The sequence below is a fragment of the Pseudomonas sp. dw_358 genome, from assembly GCF_018449655.1.
In the GTDB taxonomy this organism is placed as follows: Bacteria; Pseudomonadota; Gammaproteobacteria; order Pseudomonadales; family Pseudomonadaceae; genus Aquipseudomonas.
On sequence record NZ_JAAVUX010000013.1, the window covers coordinates 1 to 20,626 of the forward strand.

The following is a 20,626-nucleotide window of genomic DNA, read 5'->3' on the forward strand; positions in this document are numbered from 1 at the left end:
ACAAGAGGTTTTCCGTTTCGTCTGCGCCGGAAGTGGGGCGAATTATAAAGAGATCTGGAGGGGCGTCAAGCCCTGATTGCACGTCCAGGGTGAACTAAATCATCTGCGCATTATATTGCTCATTTTTGCGTTTTTGCGCATCATGCCTGGCCAGAAGCGCTGCCTGCGTTTTTCTTACCTTCTATATTGACGGATCGCCGCATGAACACCGCCAAGCCAAGCCTCGCCAGCAGCCTGTTTCCCGTAGGGCTGCTGGTCATTGCCATGGTCTCGATCCAGTCCGGCGCCTCGCTGGCCAAACAAATGTTTCCCCTCGTCGGGGCTCAGGGCACTACCGCGCTGCGTCTATTGTTCGCCAGCGTCATCATGTTGCTGCTTCTGCGCCCATGGCGCGCCAAGCTGGATGCCGGTTCGCTGCGCACCGTAATGGTGTACGGCCTATCGCTGGGCTGCATGAACCTGATGTTCTATCTGGCCGTACGTACGGTCCCCCTGGGCATTGCCGTGGCCCTGGAATTCACCGGTCCCCTGGCGGTTGCCATCTACGCATCGCGGCGCGCCATCGACTTTCTCTGGATCGGGCTGGCGGTATTCGGGTTGGTCCTGCTGGTCCCGATCGGCCATACCCATGACGCGGTCGATCTCGTGGGAGCCGGTTATGCTCTGGCGGCTGGCGCGTTCTGGGCGATGTATATCATTTACGGACAAAAGGCCGGCCACGACAACGGCGTACAGACCGCCGCCCTCGGGGTGATAATTGCAGCACTGTTTGTGGCGCCCGTGGGCATCATCCATGCTGGGGCCGCCCTCCTGAACCCGGCGGTCATCCCGCTGGCCATCGGTGTCGCCGTCCTGTCAACGGCCCTGCCCTATAGCCTGGAAATGGTCGCCTTGACCCGGATGCCGGCGCGCACCTTTGGCACCCTGATGAGTATCGAGCCTGCGATCGGCGCAGTCTGTGGCCTGCTCTTTCTTCACGAAACCCTTAGCGTTACCCAATGGCTGGCCATCGCTTCGATCATCGCTGCCTCCATCGGCGCGACGCTGACCCTGCGCAAGCAAAGCATTCCGGCGGTGGCTATGGACTAGTGGGACCACCCTGTTTAGGCTGTATCCGCGCTTGAACTCATGCGCCCCCCAGTAAGGACAGCAATGAAGTACCTCACACTCCTGGTCATCGCCCTTGCCCTGGCCAGTTGCGCGGCAACCCAGACCGCGCATGTCACCAAAGGCAGAAAGGGCCTGCATATCAACTGTTCAGGCCTTACTTCGAACTGGGACCAGTGCTACCAGAGCGCCACCGAGTCCTGTGCACCCAAGGGCTACAAGGTCATCGCCAAATCCGGTGATGCGGTCGAGGATCCGGGTGACTATCCGTTCGGCCTGAACCCGGCGGGGTACACCAGCCGCAGCATGATCGTCATCTGCCGATAACCGCGGGCGGTTGTCGGCATTCAAACGGCGCTGATCAAACCGCCTCGGTGCGTACCTGCAACCATTCCAATGATGCACCGCTCAAGAGCGGCGTGAGTCGTTGACGGACCTCGACGTGATAGGCGTTGAGCCAGGTACGCTCCTCCAGCGTGAGCAGCTCAAGCTCCAGGCAACGGGTGTCGATCGGGCACAAGGTCAGGGTTTCGAACTCCAGATACTCGCCGAACACACTTCCCGGCGCAACGCGGTTGAGCACCAGGTTTTCGATCCGCACGCCCCACTGCCCCGGCCGGTAGGTACCCGGCTCGATCGAAGTGATCATGCCCGGATGCATGGCAGTCTGTGGCGTGGACGCAGCCTGGTAGGCAATCACCTGAGGCCCCTCGTGCACGTTCATGAAATAGCCTACCCCGTGACCGGTTCCGTGACCGTAGTCGACGCTGTCTGCCCAGAGCGGCGCTCGGGCGATGGCGTCCAGCAGTGGCGAGAGGATGCCCTTGGGGAAACGTGCTCGGGACAAGGCTGACATGCCCTTGAAAACCCGCGTGCAATCATGCCGCTGTGCCAGGCTCGGCGTCCCGACGGGGACCATCCGCGTAATGTCGGTGGTGCCGCCCAGATACTGCCCGCCCGAATCAATCAGCAACAAGCCGTCGCCTTCGACCACGGCATGGGATGCTTCAGTGGCGCGGTAATGTGGCATCGCACCATTGGCATTGAATGCGGCGATGGTGGCAAAGCTCGGCGAGACAAAATCCGGGCGGCGAGCACGGGCGGCTGTCAGTTGGACATCGACATCCACCTCTGTGACCTGCTGATTGCCCAGCGCGGTCTCCAACCAGGCGAAGAATTCGCACAACGCAGCACCGTCCTGCTCCATGGCCTGGCGAATGAAGCCGGCATCGGTGTCGCTTTTGCGGGATTTGGCCAAGGTTGTCGGGTTCAGTCCCTCAACCAGGTTCACGCTGTCAGGGACATGCTCCAGCAGACCGCAGGTGGTCCTTGCCGGATCAACCAGAAGCCGGGCGCCCTCCGGCATGGCAGCCAGGGCCGAAGTCACTTCGTGGTAGTCATACAGGCTGATCCCATCCTCGGCCAGCTGTTCGCGCAAGGCCGGGTCCAGCTTGGCCAGATCAACGAACAGGCCAGCGCTGTGCCCGCTCACCAAGGCGAATGCAATGAACACCGGGTTGTACGAAACGTCGGAGCCGCGCAGATTGAACAGCCAGGCGATGTCATCCAGCGTGGCGAGAAAATGCCAGTCCGCACCCCGCTCGCGCAGCGCTTGGCGCAGTGCAGCCATTTTCTCGCTGCGGCCCAGGCTGGCATAGGGAGGCAAATGGGCGAAGACCGGATTGGATGGCAGCGGGGGGCGGTCAGTCCAGACGCTGGCCAGCAGATCCCGGTCCACCCTCAGCGTGGCCCCTCGGGCGTGCAGCTTCTCACGCAAGGTTCGGGCCGACGCCAATGCCATGACCGCACCGTCCACCGCCACCACCTGCCCGGGTGCAGCCTGTTCCGCGAGCCAGTCCAACGGACCCGGCTGACCGGGTTGCAGCTTCATCAGGACAATCCCGCTGCCGGCAAGCTCCTTGTCGGCCTGCTCCCAATAGCGGCTGTCGGCCCACAAGCCGGCGAAATCCGCCGTGACAATGAGCGTACCGACCGACCCGTGAAAACCGGACAGCCACTGACGGGCCTGCCAGTATCCGGGCAGGTATTCGGAAAGATGAGGGTCGGCAGACGGCACCAGCAACGCATCGACGCGCTCGTCGCGCATCACCGCGCGAACCTGCTGCAAGCGGGATATGACCTGTGCTACGGATGAAGTGGGGCTGCTCATGATGCCGATGACTCCCTTGCCATGGAACGCGTTTCCAGGAGCAAGATAATGGAGCACGTCACCCGGAGGGGCAACCACCTGCACTATTTTCAGACACTGCCAGCGCCGATCAACCCTTGATGCGCGGCGCCTGGCTGGCTACTGGAGCCGCATCCGCCAGACCTTGGGGCTGCTGCGAAGCGCTCAACAGCGCGGCCTTGCGTTGCTGAAACTCTTGATAAGGCAGGCCTTGGCGAGCCAGCGACTCAAGGGCCAGTTCACGGGTCTCGGCGGCGGTGTAAGGGCGCAACTCCGGATGATTGGCACAGCCTGCCAGGGTGGCAATGCCGGTAGCGATCAGGGCAACGAGCAGCAGGCGGGAAGTGGCTTTCATCGGGTGTTCTCCTTGTATCCAGGGGTTTGGACGGCGTCCAATCAGTGGGTTCAAGTTACCGCTCAGGGCCCCGATGGAGAAATCACGGGGATCGATAGTGGCTATCGGTCATTTGATGAAATTTTCACATCTTGCCCAGCCCCCTCTTCTGCCCTGTACAAAAAAGTATCAGCAAAAGTGCGCTCTAGGATTTGTGCTATCGGGCCTGCGGGTCTGTAATCAGTATCAGCTACTTCCTCACTTCGGAAGGCACAACAACAATAACCAAGCTTCGGTGGCCACGGCCCCGAGCAGGAGTGCACGATGCGCAAGACTGTCCCGCTTCCTTTTCGCACGACCATTCTCGCGGCCTGCCTGGCCCTCTCTGGCACGGCGCTTGCCGCCGAAACGCTGACCATCGCCACGGTCAATAACAGCGACATGATCCGCATGCAGCGGCTGTCCAAGACCTTCGAACAGCAACACCCCGACATCAAGCTCAACTGGGTGGTGCTGGAAGAGAACGTGCTGCGCCAGCGCTTGACCACCGACATCGCCACACAGGGCGGTCAATTCGACGTCTTGACCATCGGCATGTACGAAGCCGCACTGTGGGGCGCCAAGGGCTGGCTCGAACCCATCAAGGACCTCCCCGCCAGTTACGACCTGGACGACGTGTTTCCGTCCGTTCGTGAAGGTCTTTCGGCCAAGGGCCAGTTGTACGCCCTGCCCTTCTACGCCGAAAGCTCGATGACCTACTACCGTACCGATCTGTTCAAGGCGGCAGGGCTGACCATGCCGGAACGGCCCACCTGGACCCAGATCGGCGAGTTCGCCGCCAAACTCAACCAGCCTGACAAGGAACAGTACGGTATCTGCCTGCGCGGCAAAGCCGGCTGGGGCGAGAACATGGCCCTGATCACCACGGTGGCCAACTCCTTCGGCGGGCGCTGGTTCAACGAGCAGTGGCAACCAGAGTTCACCGGGCCGGAATGGAAGGACGCGCTGACCTTCTATGTCGACACCATGAAGAAAAGCGGGCCGCCCGGCGCCTCCAGCAACGGTTTCAATGAAAACCTTGCGCTGTTCAACAGCGGCAAATGCGCCATCTGGGTCGACGCCAGCGTGGCGGGTTCTTTTGTCACCGACAAGAGCCAAAGCAAGGTTGCCGACAGCGTGGGCTTTGCCTATGCGCCCCACGAGAAGACCGACAAGGGTTCGGCCTGGCTTTACTCCTGGGCCTTGGCCATTCCCACCAGTTCGAAAACCAAGCCGGCCGCCAAGGAGTTTGCGGCCTGGGCCACCTCCAAGGATTACGCCAAGCTGGTAGCTGATACCGACGGTGTCGCCAACGTACCGCCCGGCACCCGCAAGTCGACCTACAGCGATGCGTATATGCAGGCGGCCCCGTTCGCCAAGATCACCTTGGAATCGCTGAAAGTCGCCGATCCGAAGAACCCGGGCATACGTCCGGTGCCTTATGTCGGCATCCAGTTGGTGACCATCCCCGAGTTCCAGGCCATCGGCACGTCGGTCGGCAAGCTGTTCTCCCTGGCATTGACCGGCGGCAGCACGGTGGACAAGGCCTTGTCCGATGCGCAGACCTCCACCGAGCGGGACATGAAGCGCGCCGGTTATCCCAAGTAGATTCCCCCGCCGTGTGAGACTTCTCGCAGGAGCGAACCCGCCGCCGTAGCGGCCGCTCGCTCCTGCAGGAAAGCGCCAAGCTCAGAGCTACCCGAGGCCCCTTATGAACACCCACACCGTCAAGGCGCACCTGGAGACCTCCGAGGTCCCCCGCAAACGCCACTTTCTCAATCCAGGCTGGTTTCTGGTCAGCCCATCGGTAGCGCTGCTGCTGCTCTGGATGATCGTGCCACTGGGCATGACCCTGTACTTTTCGCTGATCCGCTACAACCTGCTCAACCCCGGTGAAAACGAATTCGTCGGCCTGGACAACTTCACCTTCTTCGTCACCGACTCGGGCTTTTTGCCCGGCGCCATGAACACTTTGTTGCTGGTGGGCAGCGTCTTGCTGATCAGCGTGGTCTTCGGCGTGCTCATCTCGGCACTGCTGGAGGCCAGCGAGTTCTTCGGCCGCGGCATCGTTCGAGTGTTGCTGATCTCGCCGTTCTTCATCATGCCGACGGTCGGGGCGCTGATCTTCAAGAACTTGATCTTCCACCCGGTCTCGGGGATCCTCGCCGCCCTGTGGAAGGTGTTCGGCGCCCAGCCCATCGACTGGCTGGCGCACTACCCGCTGCTGTCCATCATCATCATCGTCTCGTGGCAATGGCTGCCCTTCGCCATTCTGATCCTGATGACCGCCATGCAGTCGCTGGATCAGGAACAGAAAGAAGCGGCACGCCTGGACGGTGCCGGCCCCATCGCGATCTTCTGGCACCTGACCCTGCCGCACCTGGCGCGCCCCATCGCCGTGGTAATCATGATCGAGACGATCTTCCTGCTCTCGGTGTTCGCCGAAATCTTCACCACCACCAACGGCGGCCCGGGCTTCGAATCGACCAACCTGGCCTACCTGATCTACAACCAGGCGCTGGTGCAGTTCGACGTCGGCATGGCGTCGGCCGGTGGCTTGATCGCCGTGGTCATCGCCAACATCGCCGCCATCATCCTGGTGCGGATGATCGGCAAAAACCTCACCGACAAACAATGAGGCCCGCACCATGATGACCCTCAAACAATCCCGTCGCCTGCAAAGCGTGTTTCTCGGCTGCCTGGCCTGGGCGATTGCACTGGTGCTGTTCTTCCCGATCTTCTGGATGATCCTCACCAGCTTCAAGACTGAACTGAACGCCTTCGCCACGCCGCCGCAGTTCATCTTCACCCCGACGCTGGAGAACTACCTGCACATCCAGGAACGCAGTGACTACTTCCACTTCGCCTGGAACTCCGTGGTGATTTCCTTCAGCGCCACCCTGCTGTGCATGTTGATCGCGGTCCCGGCCGCCTATTCCATGGCCTTCTACGAAACCAAGCGGACCAAGGGCACCCTGCTGTGGATGCTCTCCACCAAGATGCTGCCGCCGGTGGGGGTGTTGATGCCCATCTACCTGCTCGCCAAGAGTTTCGGCCTGCTGGACTCGCGCATTGCCTTGATCGTGATCTACACCCTGATCAACCTGCCCATCGTGGTCTGGATGATTTACACCTACTTCAAGGACATCCCTCGCGACATCCTTGAAGCCGCACGGCTGGACGGCGCCACCCTGGCCCAGGAAATGATCCGCGTGCTGCTACCTATCAGCAAAGGGGGCCTGGCCTCGACCGTGTTGCTGTCACTGATTCTGTGCTGGAACGAGGCGTTCTGGTCGTTAAACCTGACCAGTTCCCAGGCGGCGCCGCTGACGGCGTTGATCGCTTCCTATTCGAGCCCCGAGGGGCTGTTCTGGGCCAAATTGTCAGCAGTCTCGACCCTGGCATGCGCGCCGATTCTGATCTTCGGCTGGATCAGTCAGAAACAATTGGTAAGGGGTTTGTCGTTTGGCGCCGTGAAGTAACGCGGCCCTCCCTTAGTGGGCTTCGCACGCTCCCACAGACAAAGCATTCACAACTATAAGAGGAGCCTGACCATGGCCACCCTGAAAATCCGCAACCTGAAAAAAGGCTTTGAAGGCCTGGAAATCATAAAAGGCATCGACCTCGAAGTCCGCGACAAGGAATTCGTGGTCTTCGTCGGCCCCAGCGGCTGCGGCAAATCCACCCTGCTGCGGCTGATTGCCGGGCTTGAAGACGTCACCTCAGGCACCATCGAACTGGATGGGCGCGACATTACCGAAGTCACCCCGGCCAAGCGCGATCTGGCCATGGTCTTCCAGACTTACGCCCTGTACCCGCACATGACCGTGCGCAAGAACCTGTCCTTCGCCCTCGATCTTGCCGGCAAAGACAAGGCCCAGGTCGAAGCCAAGGTTGCCGAGGCCGCGCGGATTCTCGAACTGGGCGCATTGCTGGAGCGCAAACCCAAGCAACTTTCCGGCGGCCAGCGCCAGCGCGTGGCCATTGGCCGGGCCATCGTGCGCAACCCGAAGATCTTCCTGTTCGACGAACCCCTGTCAAACCTCGACGCCGCGCTGCGGGTGCAGACCCGCCTGGAGTTGTCACGCCTGCACAAAGAGCTGCAGGCCACCATGATCTACGTGACCCACGATCAGGTCGAAGCCATGACCCTGGCCGACAAGGTGGTGGTGCTCAATGGCGGTCGGGTGGAACAGGTCGGCTCGCCTCTGGAACTCTATCACCACCCCGCCAACCTGTTTGTCGCCGGCTTTCTCGGGACACCGAAGATGGGCTTTCTCAAAGGCAAGGTCAGCCGCGTGGACAGCCAGGGTTGCGAAGTGCAACTGGAGGCGGGTGCAAGCGTGCTCCTGCCCCGCACCAGCGCGACCCTGAGCATCGGCAGCAGCGTGACCCTCGGCATTCGCCCAGAGCATCTGGAACTGGCAGCCCCCGGCCAGGCCGGCTTCAGTGTGACTGCGGATGTCAGCGAACGGCTGGGCAGCGACACCTTCTGCCATGTCATCACCGACTCCGCCGAACCCCTGACCCTGCGCATCCGCGGGGACCTCGCCAGCCAATACGGCGAACGCCTGCAACTGCACCTGGCCGCTGAACATTGCCATCTGTTCGACGAAGGCGGCGCCGCCGTGGCCAACCCCCTGCAAGCCGCAGCCTGAACATCGACAAGATCACGGACACGACCATGAAGCTCAATCGACTCAATCTCAGCCAGTTCGACCCACGCATTCAGCGCCCTGCCTACTCCTTGGCCGACACCCGCCAAGGGATCGTCCACATCGGCGTCGGCGGCTTCCACCGCGCTCACCAGGCGTATTACACCGACAAGTTGATGAACACCGGCGAGGGTCGCGAATGGGCCATCTGCGGCGCCGGCCTGCGCGCCGAAGACCGCGGCGTGCATGATGCCCTGGCCGAGCAGGACTACCTTTACACCCTCTATGAACTGGGCGACACCGACGACACCGAAGTGCGGGTCATCGCCTCCATCAGCGGCATGCTGCTGGCCGAAGACAGCCCCCAGGCGCTGATCGACAAACTGGCCGACCCGGCCATCCGCATCGTCTCCCTGACCATCACCGAAGGCGGTTACTGCATCGACGACAGCACGGGCGAATTCATGAGTCATCTGCCGTTGATCCAGCATGATCTGGCCCACCCCGAGCAGCCAAAGACCGTGTTCGGTTTTCTCTGCGCCGCCCTGGCCAAACGCCGCGCCCACGGCACCTCGCCGTTCACCTTGATGTCCTGCGATAACCTGCCCCACAACGGCGCGGTGGCGCGCAAGGCATTGATGGCCTTTGCCGTGCAGCGCGACCCGGCGCTGGCCGAATGGATTGGCAGCCACGTGAGTTTCCCCAATGCCATGGTCGACCGCATCACACCCATGACCAGCAACGCCCACCGCCTGCAACTGCACGACAAGCAAGGCATCGACGACGCCTGGCCAGTCGTATGCGAGCCCTTCGTGCAGTGGGTATTGGAGGACAAGTTCGTCGCCGGGCGTCCGGCATGGGAGAAGGTCGGGGTGCAATTCACCGACGACGTCACGCCCTACGAGGAAATGAAGATCAAACTGCTCAACGGCAGCCATCTGGCCCTGACCTACCTGGGTTTTCTCAAGGGCTACCGCTTCGTCCATGAGACCATGAACGATCCGCTGTTCGTGCGTTACATCCGCACGTACATGGACCTGGATGTGACCCCACAATTGGCACCGGTGCCGGGTATCGACCTGGAAAACTACAAACAGACCCTGATCGAGCGCTTTTCCAACCAGGCCATTGCCGATCAACTGGAAAGGGTCTGCTCCGATGGGTCGTCGAAGTTTCCCAAGTTCACCGTGCCGACCATCAACCGCCTGATCCAGGACCACGCCACGCTCGATCGCGCGGCGCTGGTGGTTGCAGCCTGGGCGCTGTACCTCAAAGGGGTGGACGAGACCGGCACGGCCTACCGCATTCCCGATCCGCGCGCCGAGTTCTGCCAGGCACTGGTGGCCGACGATGCCACGCTGACCGAAAAAGTGCTGGGCGTGGAGGAGATTTTCGGCAAGGCTGTGCCTCAGTCCACGGCGTTCGTCGAAGCCTTCGAGCGCCAAGTGTCCAACCTCAAGACATTGGGTGTGACCGGCACCCTGGAACGACTGCTGCAAGGCACCAAGGAGTGAGGTATGAGCCTGTTCTTAGGCATTGATTGCGGGACCCAGGGCACCAAGGCACTGATCCTCGAGACCGACAGCGGCCGGGTACTGGGCCTGGGCTCGGCGTCCTACAGCATGCAAAGCGGCGCCAATGGTCGTCGTGAGCAAGACCCTGCTGTCTGGGTCCAGGCCCTGCAAAAGGCCACGGCCCAGGCGCTGGAAGCCGCCGGCGCGGACGGCCAGCAGATCCTCGGCGTCGGCGTCTCCGGCCAGCAACATGGATTGGTGCTGCTGGATGCCGACGGCCAGGTGCTGCGCCCGGCCAAGCTGTGGTGCGACACCGAGACCAGCCCGGAAAACGAACGCTTGCTGCACTACCTGGGAGGGGCCGAGGGCTCCATGGCGCGACTGGGGCTGGCCATCGCGCCGGGCTATACGGTGTCCAAGCTGCTGTGGACGCTGGAACAGTTCCCCGAGCTGTTCCAGCGTATCCAGCACATTCTGTTGCCCCACGACTACCTCAACTATTGGCTGACCGGACAACTGTGCAGCGACTACGGCGATGCGTCCGGCACCGGGTATTTCGATATCCGCAGCCGCCAGTGGGACAGCGAGCTGCTGCATCACATCGACCCCAGCCGGCGCCTGGAAGCTGCCCTGCCGCGCCTGATCGAGTCCCACGAAGCCGTGGGCACACTGCTGCCTGAAGTTGCCCGACTGCTCGGCCTCAACCCGGCCGCCGTGGTGTCCAGCGGTGGCGGTGACAACATGATGGGGGCCATCGGCACGGACAACATCACCCCTGGCAACATCACCATGAGCCTGGGCTCCTCAGGCACGGTGTATGCCTTCAGCGCCGAGCCTCTGGTGTCGCCGGAACCGGCCGTGGCTGCGTTTTGTTCGTCCAGTGGCGGCTGGCTGCCGTTGATCTGCACGATGAACCTGACCAACGTTACCGGCGCTGTGCGCGAGCTGTTCAAGCTCGACCTGGCGGGGTTCAACCAGCACGTCATCGACGCGCCCATCGGCGCTGGCAATGTGCTGATGCTGCCGTTTCTCAACGGTGAGCGGGTCCCTGCCTTGCCCAATGCCACCGGCCGCTTCGTGGGCCTGGACAGCAACAACCTGACCCAGGCCAATCTCTGCCGCGCGGCGGTGGAAGGCACCACCTACGGCTTGCGCTACGGACTGGACCTGCTGCGCGACGCCGGCTTGCCCAGCCACTCCATCCGCCTGATCGGCGGCGGCGCCAACAGTCCGGTCTGGCGGCAGATCGTTGCCGACATCATGAATGTCCCGGTGGTCTGCACCGAACAGACCGAGGCGGCAGCACTGGGCGCTGCCATTCAAGCCGCTTGGTGCGCGGGGAAAGGTGGCGAGACCCTGGCACAACTGTGTAACAAGTGCGTGCGCCTGAACAGTGAAACACAGACCTCGCCTGTGGCGGCCAACGCCAGTGCCTATGAAGCGCTGTATCAACGCTACCGCGCCGAACTAGCGACGCTGTAAGCGACTTTAGTTGCCGCGCGACACCGATAAACACCCGGTGCAGCGCCGGCGGCCATTGTGCCGCCGGCGCGTCGGTACAGTGAATCTTGCCAAGTTACTTTGCAGGCCGAACAACTCCCACTATAGTGCTGATGAACGATGAGACGCCGCGCGCGCGCTCAGTGGGGCCTAGCGAACTATAGAGTGGGGAAAACCATGTCCAGATTAGCCGAATTCCGAGCTGCCGAAAAAGCCTTGCAAGAGCAACTTGCTCAGTTGGAAACGTTGAAAAACGACGCCGGCCTGAAAAAAGAGATCGAGTTCGAAGAGAAACTCCTCGGGCTGATGAAACATTACGACAAAGGTCTGCGCGAAATCATCGCCATCCTCGAGCCCGGCAGGGCCTCGAGCAAGGCCGCTGGCAAATCCGCCGGCGCCGCGCCCAAACAGCGCCGCGCCCGGGTGGTCAAGGTTTACGAGAACCCCCACACCGGCGAGCTGATCGAAACCAAGGGCGGCAATCACCGTGGTCTCAAGGCCTGGAAACAGGAGCACGGGGCCAGCACTGTGGACGCCTGGTTGCGCACTTGACCGACGGCTGAAGAGTTTCACGATATTTTCACAGCCACTGTTTCACGATAGGGCCTGCTAATGGAATAGCGCCCCAATGCCCGCTTCGGCGGGCTTCTTATTGCCCGCAGAAAAGTATTCGGTTTGCCCGCGGCGCGCATTTTCGTATCATGCCCCCTTGTAAAAAGAACTCTGACGCTGTGCCGGACTCCTACAAGGCGCACCGCCTGACGTTTCCATCCCTACTCTGGAGTTTCCATGAGCCTGCAAGAACTCGACAACCTGCCCGGCGTCACCGCACAACCGGACAGCGCCACCGCCAAGTTCGTGTTCAATCACACGATGCTGCGGGTGAAGAACATCGAGAAGTCGCTGGATTTCTACACCCGGGTACTGGGTTTCAGTCTGGTGGAAAAACGTGATTTCCCCGACGCGCAGTTCAGCCTGTACTTCCTGGCCCTGGTGCAGCGAAATGAAATCCCCTCCGACGATGCCAAGCGCAATGAGTGGATGAAGTCCATTCCCGGCATTCTCGAACTGACGCACAACCATGGTACCGAAAACGACGCGGACTTCGCCTATCACAACGGTAATGGAGAACCTCGCGGCTTTGGCCATATCTGCGTTTCGGTGCCGGATATCGTCGCCGCCTGCGCGCGCTTCGAAGCACTGGGTGTCGACTTTCAAAAGCGCCTGAGCGATGGCCGCATGAAGAGCCTGGCGTTCATCAAGGACCCGGACGAGTACTGGGTCGAAATAATCCAACCCACGCCGCTGTAAAGCAGGCGTAAAAAAACCCTTGAACGTCAAACGCGCTCAAGGGTTTTTTTATGGACTGGAGCCATCAGGCCGGTGCGGAGGTCCGGATCAAGTGATCAAACGCTGACAGTGACGCCTTGGCCCCCTCGCCGATCGCAATCACGATCTGCTTGTAAGGCACGGTGGTCACGTCACCCGCCGCGAAGATCCCCGGCAGATCGGTCTCGCCCCGCGCATCGGTCATGATCTCGCCACGGGGCGACAGCTCGATGGTGCCCTTGAGCCAGTCGGTGTTGGGCAACAGGCCGATCTGCACGAAGATGCCTTCCAGTTCCACGGTGTGTACTTCGCTGCTCTGACGATCCTTGTACCGCAGCGCGGTGACCTTCTGGCCATCGCCCAGCACTTCGGTAGTCAGCGCACTTTTGATCACTTTGACGTTGGGCAGGCTGTTGAGCTTGCGCTGCAACACCGCGTCAGCACGCAGCTGGCTGTCGAATTCGATCAGGGTCACGTGGGACACGATCCCCGCCAGGTCGATGGCCGCTTCCACACCCGAGTTGCCGCCGCCAATGACTGCCACACGCTTGCCCTTGAACAGCGGGCCGTCACAGTGCGGGCAGTACGCCACGCCGCGATTGCGGTATTCCTGCTCGCCGGGGACGTTCATTTCGCGCCAGCGCGCGCCAGTGGCCAGAATCACCGTCTTGGCCTTCAGCGACGCACCGCTGGCGAAGCGCACTTCGTGCAAACCGCCATCCTTGCCTGGAATCAGCGCTTCGGCGCGCTGCAGATTCATGATGTCGACTTCGTATTGCTTGACGTGTTCTTCCAGCGCCACGGCCAGCTTCGGCCCTTCGGTCTCCTGCACGGAAATGAAGTTCTCGATGGCCATCGTGTCCAGCACCTGACCGCCGAAGCGCTCGGCCGCCACACCGGTGCGAATGCCTTTGCGCGCGGCATAGATGGCTGCTGCGGAGCCGGCAGGGCCACCTCCGACCACCAGCACGTCGAAGGCTTCCTTGGCGTTGAGCTTCTCGGCCTGACGGTCAACCGCGCTGGTGTCGATCTTGGCCAGAATCTCTTCCAGGCCCATGCGGCCCTGACCGAAGTTGACCCCGTTGAGGTAAACGCTGGGCACTGCCATGATCTGGCGTGCTTCGACTTCCGGCTGGAACAGCGCGCCGTCGATGGCCACATGGTGGATATTGGGGTTGAGCACCGCCATCAGGTTCAATGCCTGGACCACGTCCGGGCAGTTCTGGCACGACAGCGAGAAATAGGTTTCGAAACGGAATTCGCCTTTGAGCGAGCGAATCTGCTCGATGACATCTGCGCTGGCCTTGGACGGGTGGCCGCCCACTTGCAGCAACGCCAACACCAGCGAGGTGAATTCATGCCCCATGGGCAGGCCGGCAAAACGCAGGTCCACCGAGCCATCGGGACGATTGATACTGAAAGACGGCTTGCGAACATCGTTGCCATCTTCTTGCAGCGTGATCAGGGTCGACAGCCCATCGATGTCACGCAGCAGGCCGAGCATTTCCTGGGATTTGGCACTGTCGTCGAGGGATGCAACGATCTCGATCGGCTGCGTGACCCGTTCCAGGTACGATTTCAACTGAGTTTTAAGGTTGGCATCCAACATACGGGCGGTATCCTGCAGAAAATTGATTCAAATGAAAACGCCCGAGCGATATCGCCCGGGCGTTTTCGGGGCGGGGGGTGCAACTACTTGCGGGAAACACCCGCCAAGGTCGGCTTCAAGATTCAGATCTTGCCAACCAGGTCCAGCGAAGGAGCCAGAGTGGCTTCGCCTTCTTTCCACTTGGCTGGGCAGACTTCGCCCGGGTGCGCAGCAACATACTGGGCAGCCTTGATCTTGCGCAGCAGTTCCAGTGCATCACGGCCCACACCACCGTCATTCAGTTCAACGATTTTGACCTGGCCTTCCGGGTTGATCACGAAAGTACCGCGGTCAGCCATGCCATCAGCTTCGATCAACACGTCGAAGTTTTTCGACAGGATATGAGTCGGGTCACCGATCAGCGGGTAGGTCACTTTGCTGATCACGTCCGAAGTGTCATGCCAGGCTTTGTGGGAGAAATGGGTGTCAGTGGAAACACCATAGATTTCAACGCCCAGTTTCTGGAACTCAGCGTAGTTGTCAGCCAGGTCGCCCAGTTCGGTAGGGCAAACGAAGGTGAAGTCCGCTGGGTAGAAGAACACGACAGACCATTTGCCTTTGAAATCGGCATCCGAAACCTCGACGAATGCCCCATTGTGGAAGGCGGTAGCGTTGAATGGTTTGACGGTGCTGTTGATGATAGGCATCGGGATGACTCTCCTTCAGGTGTATGAATCGTTCAATGGGGCTAATCCTAGCCCCTCTTGGCGTGCATTGCTCATTGGCAAAGTCGATGCTGACGATTGGCTTTGCCTATGGGGCGACTCTATAAAGAGAAGGCCCTAGCGCTGCACGGGCGTACGCATGGTAACGAATTCCTCGGCGCCAGTCGGGTGCACGCCAATGGTTTCATCAAACAATTGCTTGGTCGCGCCGGCTTTCAGCGCGATGGCCATCCCCTGGATGATTTCACCGGCGTCCGGGCCGACCATGTGGCAACCCAGCACCTTGTCGGTGTTGGCATCCACCACCAACTTCATCAGGGTCTTTTCCTGAACGTCGGTGAGGGTCAGCTTCATCGGACGGAAGCGGCTTTCGAAGATCGTCACCTCATGACCGGCCTCCAGCGCCTGCTGCTCGGTCAGGCCGACCGTGCCGATGGGTGGCTGGCTGAATACCGCCGTGGGAATGTGCTGATAGTCCACCGGGCGGTATTGCTCGGGTTTGTACAGGCGCCGAGCAACGGCCATGCCCTCGGCCAAGGCCACCGGGGTCAGCTGCACGCGGCCGATCACATCGCCCAGGGCCAGAATCGAGGGCTCGGCGGTCTGGTATTGCTCGTCCACTTCGATGAACCCGTCTTTGCGCAGCTTGACCGCCGTGTTCTCCAGCCCCAGGTTGTCCAGCATCGGACGGCGTCCCGTGGCGTAGAAAATACAGTCGGCATTCAGCTCGCGACCATCCTTCAAAGTGGCCTTGAGACTGCCATCTGCCTGCTTGTCGATGCGCGCAATATCGGCATTGAACTGCAGATCGACGCCCTTCTTGCGCAGCTCATCGCTCAAATGTTCTCGTACCGCGTCATCAAAGCCGCGCATGAACAAAGGGCCGCGATAGAGCTGCGTGGTCTGGCTGCCCAGGCCATTGAAAATTCCCGCAAACTCGACGGCGATGTACCCACCTCCGACGATGATTACCCGTTTTGGCAGCTGCTCCAGGAAGAAGGCCTCATTGGAGCCGATGGCATGTTCACGGCCCGGAATTTCCGGAATCACCGGCCAGCCACCGGTAGCGATCAGGATGTGGCCGGCGGAAAAACGCTGGCCGTCCACCTCCACTTCATGAGGCCCGGTAATGCGCGCGTGGCCTTCGAGCAGTTTGACCCCGCTGTTGACCAGCAGGTTGCGATAGATACCGTTGAGACGGCTGATCTCGCGGTTCTTGTTGGCGATCAGTGTGGCCCAGTCAAACTGGCTTTCGCCCACCGCCCAGCCAAAGCCTTGCGCCTGCTCGAAATCTTCAGAAAAGTGCGCGCCATAGACCAGCAGTTTTTTCGGCACGCAGCCGACGTTGACACACGTGCCTCCCAGGTAGCGGCTCTCGGCGACCGCCACCTTGGCACCGAAACCGGCCGCAAAGCGCGCCGCGCGAACGCCGCCCGAGCCGGCGCCGATAACGAAGAGATCGAAGTCATGAGCCATGCTGGAACCCTACCCTTGAAAAAAATGGAATCGCAGAAATAAAAACGCCGCTCATTCCAGAATGAGCGGCGGATTGCAAAACAGCAACCGGTGCCTGGCTTAGTAAGCCTTGCCGGTCTTGTAGAAGTTTTCGAAGCAGAAGTTGGTGGCGTCGATATAACCTTCGGCGCCGCCGCAGTCGAAACGCTCGCCTTTGAACTTGTAGGCCAGTACGCAACCGTCTTGAGCCTGTTTCATCAGCGCGTCGGTGATCTGGATTTCACCGCCTTTACCCGGAGGCGTGTTACGAATGATGTCGAAGATATCCGGGGTCAGAATGTAACGACCGATGATCGCCAGGTTCGACGGCGCATCTTCCGGCGCGGGCTTCTCGACCATGCTGTGCACCCGATAGATGTCATCACGGATCATTTCGCCGGCAATCACACCGTACTTGTTGGTTTCCTGTGGATCGACTTCCTGGATCGCGACGATCGAGCAGCGAAACTGGTTGTAGAGCTTGACCATCTGCGCCAGCACGCCGTCACCGTCGAGGTTGACGCACAGGTCATCGGCCAGCACCACGGCGAACGGCTCGTCGCCGATCAGCGGCTGGCCGCTGAGGATAGCGTGCCCCAGACCCTTCATTTCCACCTGACGGGTGTAGGAGAAGGTGCAGTTGTCCAGCAGACGACGGATGCCGACCAGGTATTTTTCCTTGTCGGTGTTGCGAATCTGGTTTTCCAGCTCGTAGCTGATGTCGAAGTGGTCTTCCAGCGCCCGCTTGCCGCGGCCGGTGACGATGGAGATCTGGTTCAACCCGGCTTCAAGTGCTTCCTCGACGCCGTATTGGATCAGTGGCTTGTTGACCACCGGCAGCATCTCTTTAGGCATTGCCTTGGTCGCTGGCAAGAAGCGAGTACCGTAGCCGGCTGCTGGGAACAAGCATTTCTTGATCATAAAAGTCCTTAATAACGGGCTGTGTCACGAGGTTCGCCGCAGTCTAATCAGGCGACGAGCAGGTGACAATGGCTCGTCCCACCGCGAATGATTGGATGATAGAGAAATCTTGTTACAGATAGTTCAACCGAGTGGTGAATATTGCCGCGGCGCCTGAATGCCACATGACAATCCCGATGCCATCTATGCGCTTGCCCGGACAACCTATAGCATTGCGCCACTTAATCTCAAGACTCCAGCCAAAATGCGTCGACTTCCCGTTCTGCTTGCCGCGATCGCTACCCTCGCCGGGTGCGCTTCAGCCACCCCTACCTACCTCAAGAGCGGCCAGCAAGGCCTGACCATCGACTGCTCGGGCCAGGCGCTGAACTGGGACAAATGCTACGAAAAGGCCCGGCAGTCCTGCCCGAGCAGCAACTACAACATCATCGGTGCCGATGGCAAACCCGCCCCCCGCCCCGATGCCAGTCTACTGGATCAGGACCTGGGCAAGTTTCAAGTGCGCACCTTGACCATCGAGTGCAAATAACCCACTGAGGGTCAACCCGAAATACAGGCCGTGGCGGCCTTGCGCACGTCACCTGGGCGCAACGGGAAGTTCTGCAGGTGCTCTTGCACCTTGATGCTGCTGCCGCTGGAGCGCTCGTCGATGGTAATCACCGCCGCCGGGCCAGACGACATTTTCTGCGGCACGATCACGCGAAAACCTTCCTTGTGTGGCTCCACCGTCGATGGCTTGCGCGTATCAGCCAGCTTGGCCACCAGGCAGTCGGTGTATTGCTTCGGGGTCTTGCCAGAAATCACACTGAGGGTTTCGGGGCTGTGTTCAATTTCTGCCACCGACGTACATCCACTCAACACCACACCCATACCCACCACCAGCCAGGCCCACTTCATAATGATCTCCACAGGAAAAAAACACTAAGACCACGGTCACTGCGCTTTTACTCCCGAGCCTGCTCGAGAAGTAGCCGATCGTCGTCAGCTTGCGCATATCGGCGGCCAGTGTACACCCACGCCGTGGTATCGTTGCCGTTTGCCTGCACCTGCGTCCCGGAGACCGACATGAAATTCGTACACCAGCGCGAGCACCTCAACGAAGATGATCTGGTGGTCATCGAGTGCTCCCAGCGCTGCAACATTCGCCTGATGAGCGACGCCAACTTCCGCAGCTTCAAGAACGGCGGGCGCCACACCTATCATGGCGGCGCGTTCGACACTTTTCCGGCGAAGATCGCTGCGCCCAGCACCGGCTTCTGGAACATCACCATCGACACCGCCGGTTCAAAACCTACCACCGCGACGCGCAAGGCCGCCTTCACGCACACCATCAAGATCGTGCGTCGCTCGACCTCCAAGTTCAGCTGAGCCCGGCTTTACCTCACCGAGTACCTGCCATGACCAAATATGTCATCCGCTACAAGCTCGACGGCGAGCGCCGTTGGGATTTCGCCCAGTTGGCCTCGGGTTCCGTCGAAGAAGCCACCGCCGCGCTGGCGCAGATCCATGGTGACGATGCCGTCAAGATCAGCGACATTCACGTCAGCAAGGCGCTGTAACCACCCACGATGAAACAGGACCTGCTTGCCGAGGCCGACGCCGCCCAGCCCCCGCGCACCGAACAACTGGGCGCGCAGACCTTCGTGCTGCGCGGTTTCGCCCTGCCGCAGGTCGATGCACTGCTGCCCGAACTGCGCGCCGTGCTGGCCGCCTCGCCCTTTCGGCGCATGGTTACCCCCGGCGGCTTCACCATGTCGGTGGCCTTGAGCAACTGTGGCGCGCTGGGCTGGACCACCGACCTGGCGGGCTACCGCTACAGCGATCGCGATCCCCACAGCGGCGCGCCTTGGCCAATGCTGCCCGAGGCCATGCGGACCCTGGCCATTGCGGCGGCGGCCGAGGCCGGCTTTGCCGATTTCGACCCGGATGCCTGTCTGGTCAACCGTTATGTACCCGGGGCAAAAATGTCCCTGCACCAGGACCGCAACGAACGTGATTACAGCCAGCCAGTGGTGTCCGTCTCCCTCGGGTTACCGGCCATGTTCCTGTGGGGTGGTCAGCAGCGCAGCGACCGGCCGCAACGGGTGCCCCTGCTCCATGGCGATGTGATGGTGTGGGGTGGCGTCGACCGTCTGCGCTTTCATGGCGTGCTGGCGCTCAAGGAAGGACGCCACCCGGTGATGGGGCCGCAGCGCATCAACTTCACCTTGCGCAGGGCCGGCTAGCCACTCGATCAAACAGCGCAAGACTCGGAGTGTCCGGCGCCGAACAGCGCGTTATGCTCGCCGCTGAAACAACCTCGGAGCCCCCGTCATGCCTCGCGTCGAACAGCACGCCGCCACCGTCACCGCCGCCTGTCGCAGCATCGAGAACAGCCTCGAGAGCAGCGCCGGCCTGCCTGAACTTCATACCCTGGCTGAACAGGCCGGCTTGAGCCCGGCGTACTTCCATCGCCTGTTCAAACGCCTGACCGGCTTGACCCCCCGCGACTATGCCGCCGCGCACCGCGCGCAACGGGTGCGCGAACACTTGCGCAGTGCCGACTCGGTCACCGAGGCGATCTATCAGGCGGGTTTCAACTCCAACGGGCGTTTCTATGAAGCCGCCGACCGCATGCTCGGGATGAAGCCAGCGGATTTTCGCAACGGCGGCAGCAACGCCGTGATTCACTTTGCCGTGGGCCAGTGTTCACTGGGCGCCATTCTGGTGGCCGGCAGCGAGCGCGGCGTCTGCGCCATCCTGCTGGACGACGACCCAGAGGCGCTGGTCCACGACCTGCAACAGCGCTTCCCCCGCGCCACCCTGGTGGGGGCCGACAGCGGGTTCGAACAGTGGATGGCGCAGGTCGTCGGCTTCGTCGAGGCCCCCGCGCTGGGCCTGGATCTGCCGCTGGACGTGCAAGGCAGCGCCTTCCAGCAACGGGTCTGGAACGCGCTGGCCGATATCGCCCCCGGCAGCACCGCCAGCTATGCCCAGATCGCCCGCTGCATCGGGTCACCCAACGCGGTGCGCGCGGTGGCCGGAGCTTGCGCGGCCAACCCGCTGGCGGTGGCGATCCCCTGCCATCGGGTGGTGCGCAGCGATGGCGGGCTGTCGGGCTACCGCTGGGGTATCGAGCGCAAACAGGCCCTGCTGGACCGGGAACGGCAACAGGCGCCTGATCAGAACCTGGCGTAATTGAGCGCATCCACCAGTGCCGAGCCACCGACACCCGTCAGCGACAGCAACACGG

At 61.2% G+C, this 20,626-nt stretch carries 22 protein-coding genes; 15 read left to right on the top strand and 7 right to left on the bottom strand.

The genetic code is table 11. The features are described 5' to 3' along the window. Window positions 1–201: 201 nt before the first annotated feature. Both rhtA and HB675_RS18090 read left to right on the top strand, forming a co-directional pair. Entirely contained in the window at window positions 202–1,089 is an 888-nt protein-coding gene (rhtA, locus tag HB675_RS18085) for a threonine/homoserine exporter RhtA (protein ID WP_213880020.1), read from the top strand. 63 nt (window positions 1,090–1,152) lie between these two features. Then, the gene (locus HB675_RS18090) at window positions 1,153–1,434 is read left to right on the top strand and encodes a hypothetical protein (protein ID WP_213880022.1); all 282 of its coding nucleotides are present in this window, start codon (window positions 1,153–1,155) and stop codon (window positions 1,432–1,434) included. 34 nt (window positions 1,435–1,468) lie between these two features. On the opposite strand, the gene HB675_RS18095 is transcribed toward HB675_RS18090, so the two are convergent. Together HB675_RS18095 and HB675_RS18100 are read right to left on the bottom strand one after the other, a co-directional pair. Next, window positions 1,469–3,277, bottom strand: a complete 1,809-nt coding sequence (locus HB675_RS18095; RefSeq protein ID WP_213880024.1) for an aminopeptidase P family protein — start codon at window positions 3,275–3,277, stop codon at window positions 1,469–1,471. A gap of 109 nt (window positions 3,278–3,386) precedes the next feature. Beyond that, window positions 3,387–3,650: a hypothetical protein gene (locus tag HB675_RS18100; RefSeq protein WP_213880025.1), complete on the bottom strand. Its 264-nt coding sequence runs from the start codon at window positions 3,648–3,650 to the stop codon at window positions 3,387–3,389. Between the two features lie 303 nt (window positions 3,651–3,953). Here HB675_RS18100 and HB675_RS18105 point away from each other — a divergent pair, with 303 nt between their 5' ends. The 8 genes from HB675_RS18105 (at window position 3,954) to gloA (ending at window position 12,648) form a co-directional block, all read left to right on the top strand. Continuing rightward, entirely contained in the window at window positions 3,954–5,276 is a 1,323-nt protein-coding gene (locus HB675_RS18105; RefSeq protein WP_213880027.1) for a sugar ABC transporter substrate-binding protein, read from the top strand. 103 nt (window positions 5,277–5,379) lie between these two features. Continuing rightward, on the top strand, window positions 5,380–6,306 hold the full coding sequence (locus tag HB675_RS18110; protein ID WP_213880029.1) for a sugar ABC transporter permease: 927 nt from the start codon (window positions 5,380–5,382) through the stop codon (window positions 6,304–6,306). A gap of 10 nt (window positions 6,307–6,316) precedes the next feature. Beyond that, entirely contained in the window at window positions 6,317–7,150 is an 834-nt protein-coding gene (locus tag HB675_RS18115; RefSeq protein ID WP_213880031.1) for a carbohydrate ABC transporter permease, read from the top strand. Between the two features lie 72 nt (window positions 7,151–7,222). Then, a complete protein-coding gene (gene ugpC / locus HB675_RS18120; RefSeq protein WP_213880032.1) occupies window positions 7,223–8,326 on the top strand; it encodes a sn-glycerol-3-phosphate ABC transporter ATP-binding protein UgpC in 1,104 nt (367 codons plus the stop codon). A gap of 26 nt (window positions 8,327–8,352) precedes the next feature. Continuing rightward, a complete protein-coding gene (locus HB675_RS18125; protein WP_213880033.1) occupies window positions 8,353–9,837 on the top strand; it encodes a mannitol dehydrogenase family protein in 1,485 nt (494 codons plus the stop codon). 3 nt (window positions 9,838–9,840) lie between these two features. Beyond that, on the top strand, window positions 9,841–11,319 hold the full coding sequence (gene xylB / locus HB675_RS18130) for a xylulokinase (RefSeq protein WP_213880034.1): 1,479 nt from the start codon (window positions 9,841–9,843) through the stop codon (window positions 11,317–11,319). Window positions 11,320–11,514: 195 nt separating this feature from the next. Further along, window positions 11,515–11,889 (top strand): histone-like nucleoid-structuring protein, MvaT/MvaU family, encoded by a 375-nt coding sequence (locus HB675_RS18135; RefSeq protein WP_213880035.1) that lies wholly within the window; start codon window positions 11,515–11,517, stop codon window positions 11,887–11,889. Between the two features lie 237 nt (window positions 11,890–12,126). Beyond that, a complete protein-coding gene (gene gloA, locus HB675_RS18140; protein ID WP_213880036.1) occupies window positions 12,127–12,648 on the top strand; it encodes a lactoylglutathione lyase in 522 nt (173 codons plus the stop codon). 64 nt (window positions 12,649–12,712) lie between these two features. On the opposite strand, the gene ahpF is transcribed toward gloA, so the two are convergent. The 4 genes from ahpF to galU all read right to left on the bottom strand — a co-directional run bounded on the left by ahpF (window position 12,713) and on the right by galU (window position 17,394). Next, window positions 12,713–14,275 carry an alkyl hydroperoxide reductase subunit F gene (ahpF, locus tag HB675_RS18145; RefSeq protein WP_213880038.1) on the bottom strand — a complete coding sequence of 521 codons (1,563 nt, stop codon included), beginning with the start codon at window positions 14,273–14,275 and terminating at the stop codon, window positions 12,713–12,715. Between the two features lie 122 nt (window positions 14,276–14,397). Then, window positions 14,398–14,961 (bottom strand): alkyl hydroperoxide reductase subunit C, encoded by a 564-nt coding sequence (gene ahpC, locus HB675_RS18150; RefSeq protein ID WP_213880039.1) that lies wholly within the window; start codon window positions 14,959–14,961, stop codon window positions 14,398–14,400. 135 nt (window positions 14,962–15,096) lie between these two features. Continuing rightward, window positions 15,097–16,455, bottom strand: a complete 1,359-nt coding sequence (gene gorA, locus HB675_RS18155) for a glutathione-disulfide reductase (RefSeq protein ID WP_213880041.1) — start codon at window positions 16,453–16,455, stop codon at window positions 15,097–15,099. 99 nt (window positions 16,456–16,554) lie between these two features. Then, complete coding sequence (gene galU, locus HB675_RS18160) at window positions 16,555–17,394, bottom strand: UTP--glucose-1-phosphate uridylyltransferase GalU (protein ID WP_213880043.1); 840 nt, start codon at window positions 17,392–17,394, stop codon at window positions 16,555–16,557. A gap of 244 nt (window positions 17,395–17,638) precedes the next feature. Here galU and HB675_RS18165 point away from each other — a divergent pair, with 244 nt between their 5' ends. Next, entirely contained in the window at window positions 17,639–17,923 is a 285-nt protein-coding gene (locus HB675_RS18165; RefSeq protein ID WP_213880046.1) for a hypothetical protein, read from the top strand. 11 nt (window positions 17,924–17,934) lie between these two features. Here HB675_RS18165 and HB675_RS18170 read toward each other — a convergent pair whose 3' ends face one another. Continuing rightward, the gene (locus tag HB675_RS18170; RefSeq protein WP_213880048.1) at window positions 17,935–18,291 is read right to left on the bottom strand and encodes a hypothetical protein; all 357 of its coding nucleotides are present in this window, start codon (window positions 18,289–18,291) and stop codon (window positions 17,935–17,937) included. Window positions 18,292–18,459: 168 nt separating this feature from the next. Between HB675_RS18170 and HB675_RS18175 the strand changes: the two genes are divergently transcribed. The 4 genes from HB675_RS18175 (at window position 18,460) to HB675_RS18190 (ending at window position 20,571) form a co-directional block, all read left to right on the top strand. Beyond that, window positions 18,460–18,762 carry a DUF1883 domain-containing protein gene (locus HB675_RS18175; protein WP_213880050.1) on the top strand — a complete coding sequence of 101 codons (303 nt, stop codon included), beginning with the start codon at window positions 18,460–18,462 and terminating at the stop codon, window positions 18,760–18,762. A gap of 29 nt (window positions 18,763–18,791) precedes the next feature. Continuing rightward, window positions 18,792–18,953: a hypothetical protein gene (locus HB675_RS18180; RefSeq protein ID WP_213880052.1), complete on the top strand. Its 162-nt coding sequence runs from the start codon at window positions 18,792–18,794 to the stop codon at window positions 18,951–18,953. 9 nt (window positions 18,954–18,962) lie between these two features. Further along, a complete protein-coding gene (gene alkB, locus HB675_RS18185) occupies window positions 18,963–19,619 on the top strand; it encodes a DNA oxidative demethylase AlkB (RefSeq protein WP_213880054.1) in 657 nt (218 codons plus the stop codon). 88 nt (window positions 19,620–19,707) lie between these two features. Next, a complete protein-coding gene (locus HB675_RS18190; RefSeq protein WP_213880055.1) occupies window positions 19,708–20,571 on the top strand; it encodes a methylated-DNA--[protein]-cysteine S-methyltransferase in 864 nt (287 codons plus the stop codon). The last annotated feature ends 55 nt before the right edge of the window (window positions 20,572–20,626 follow it).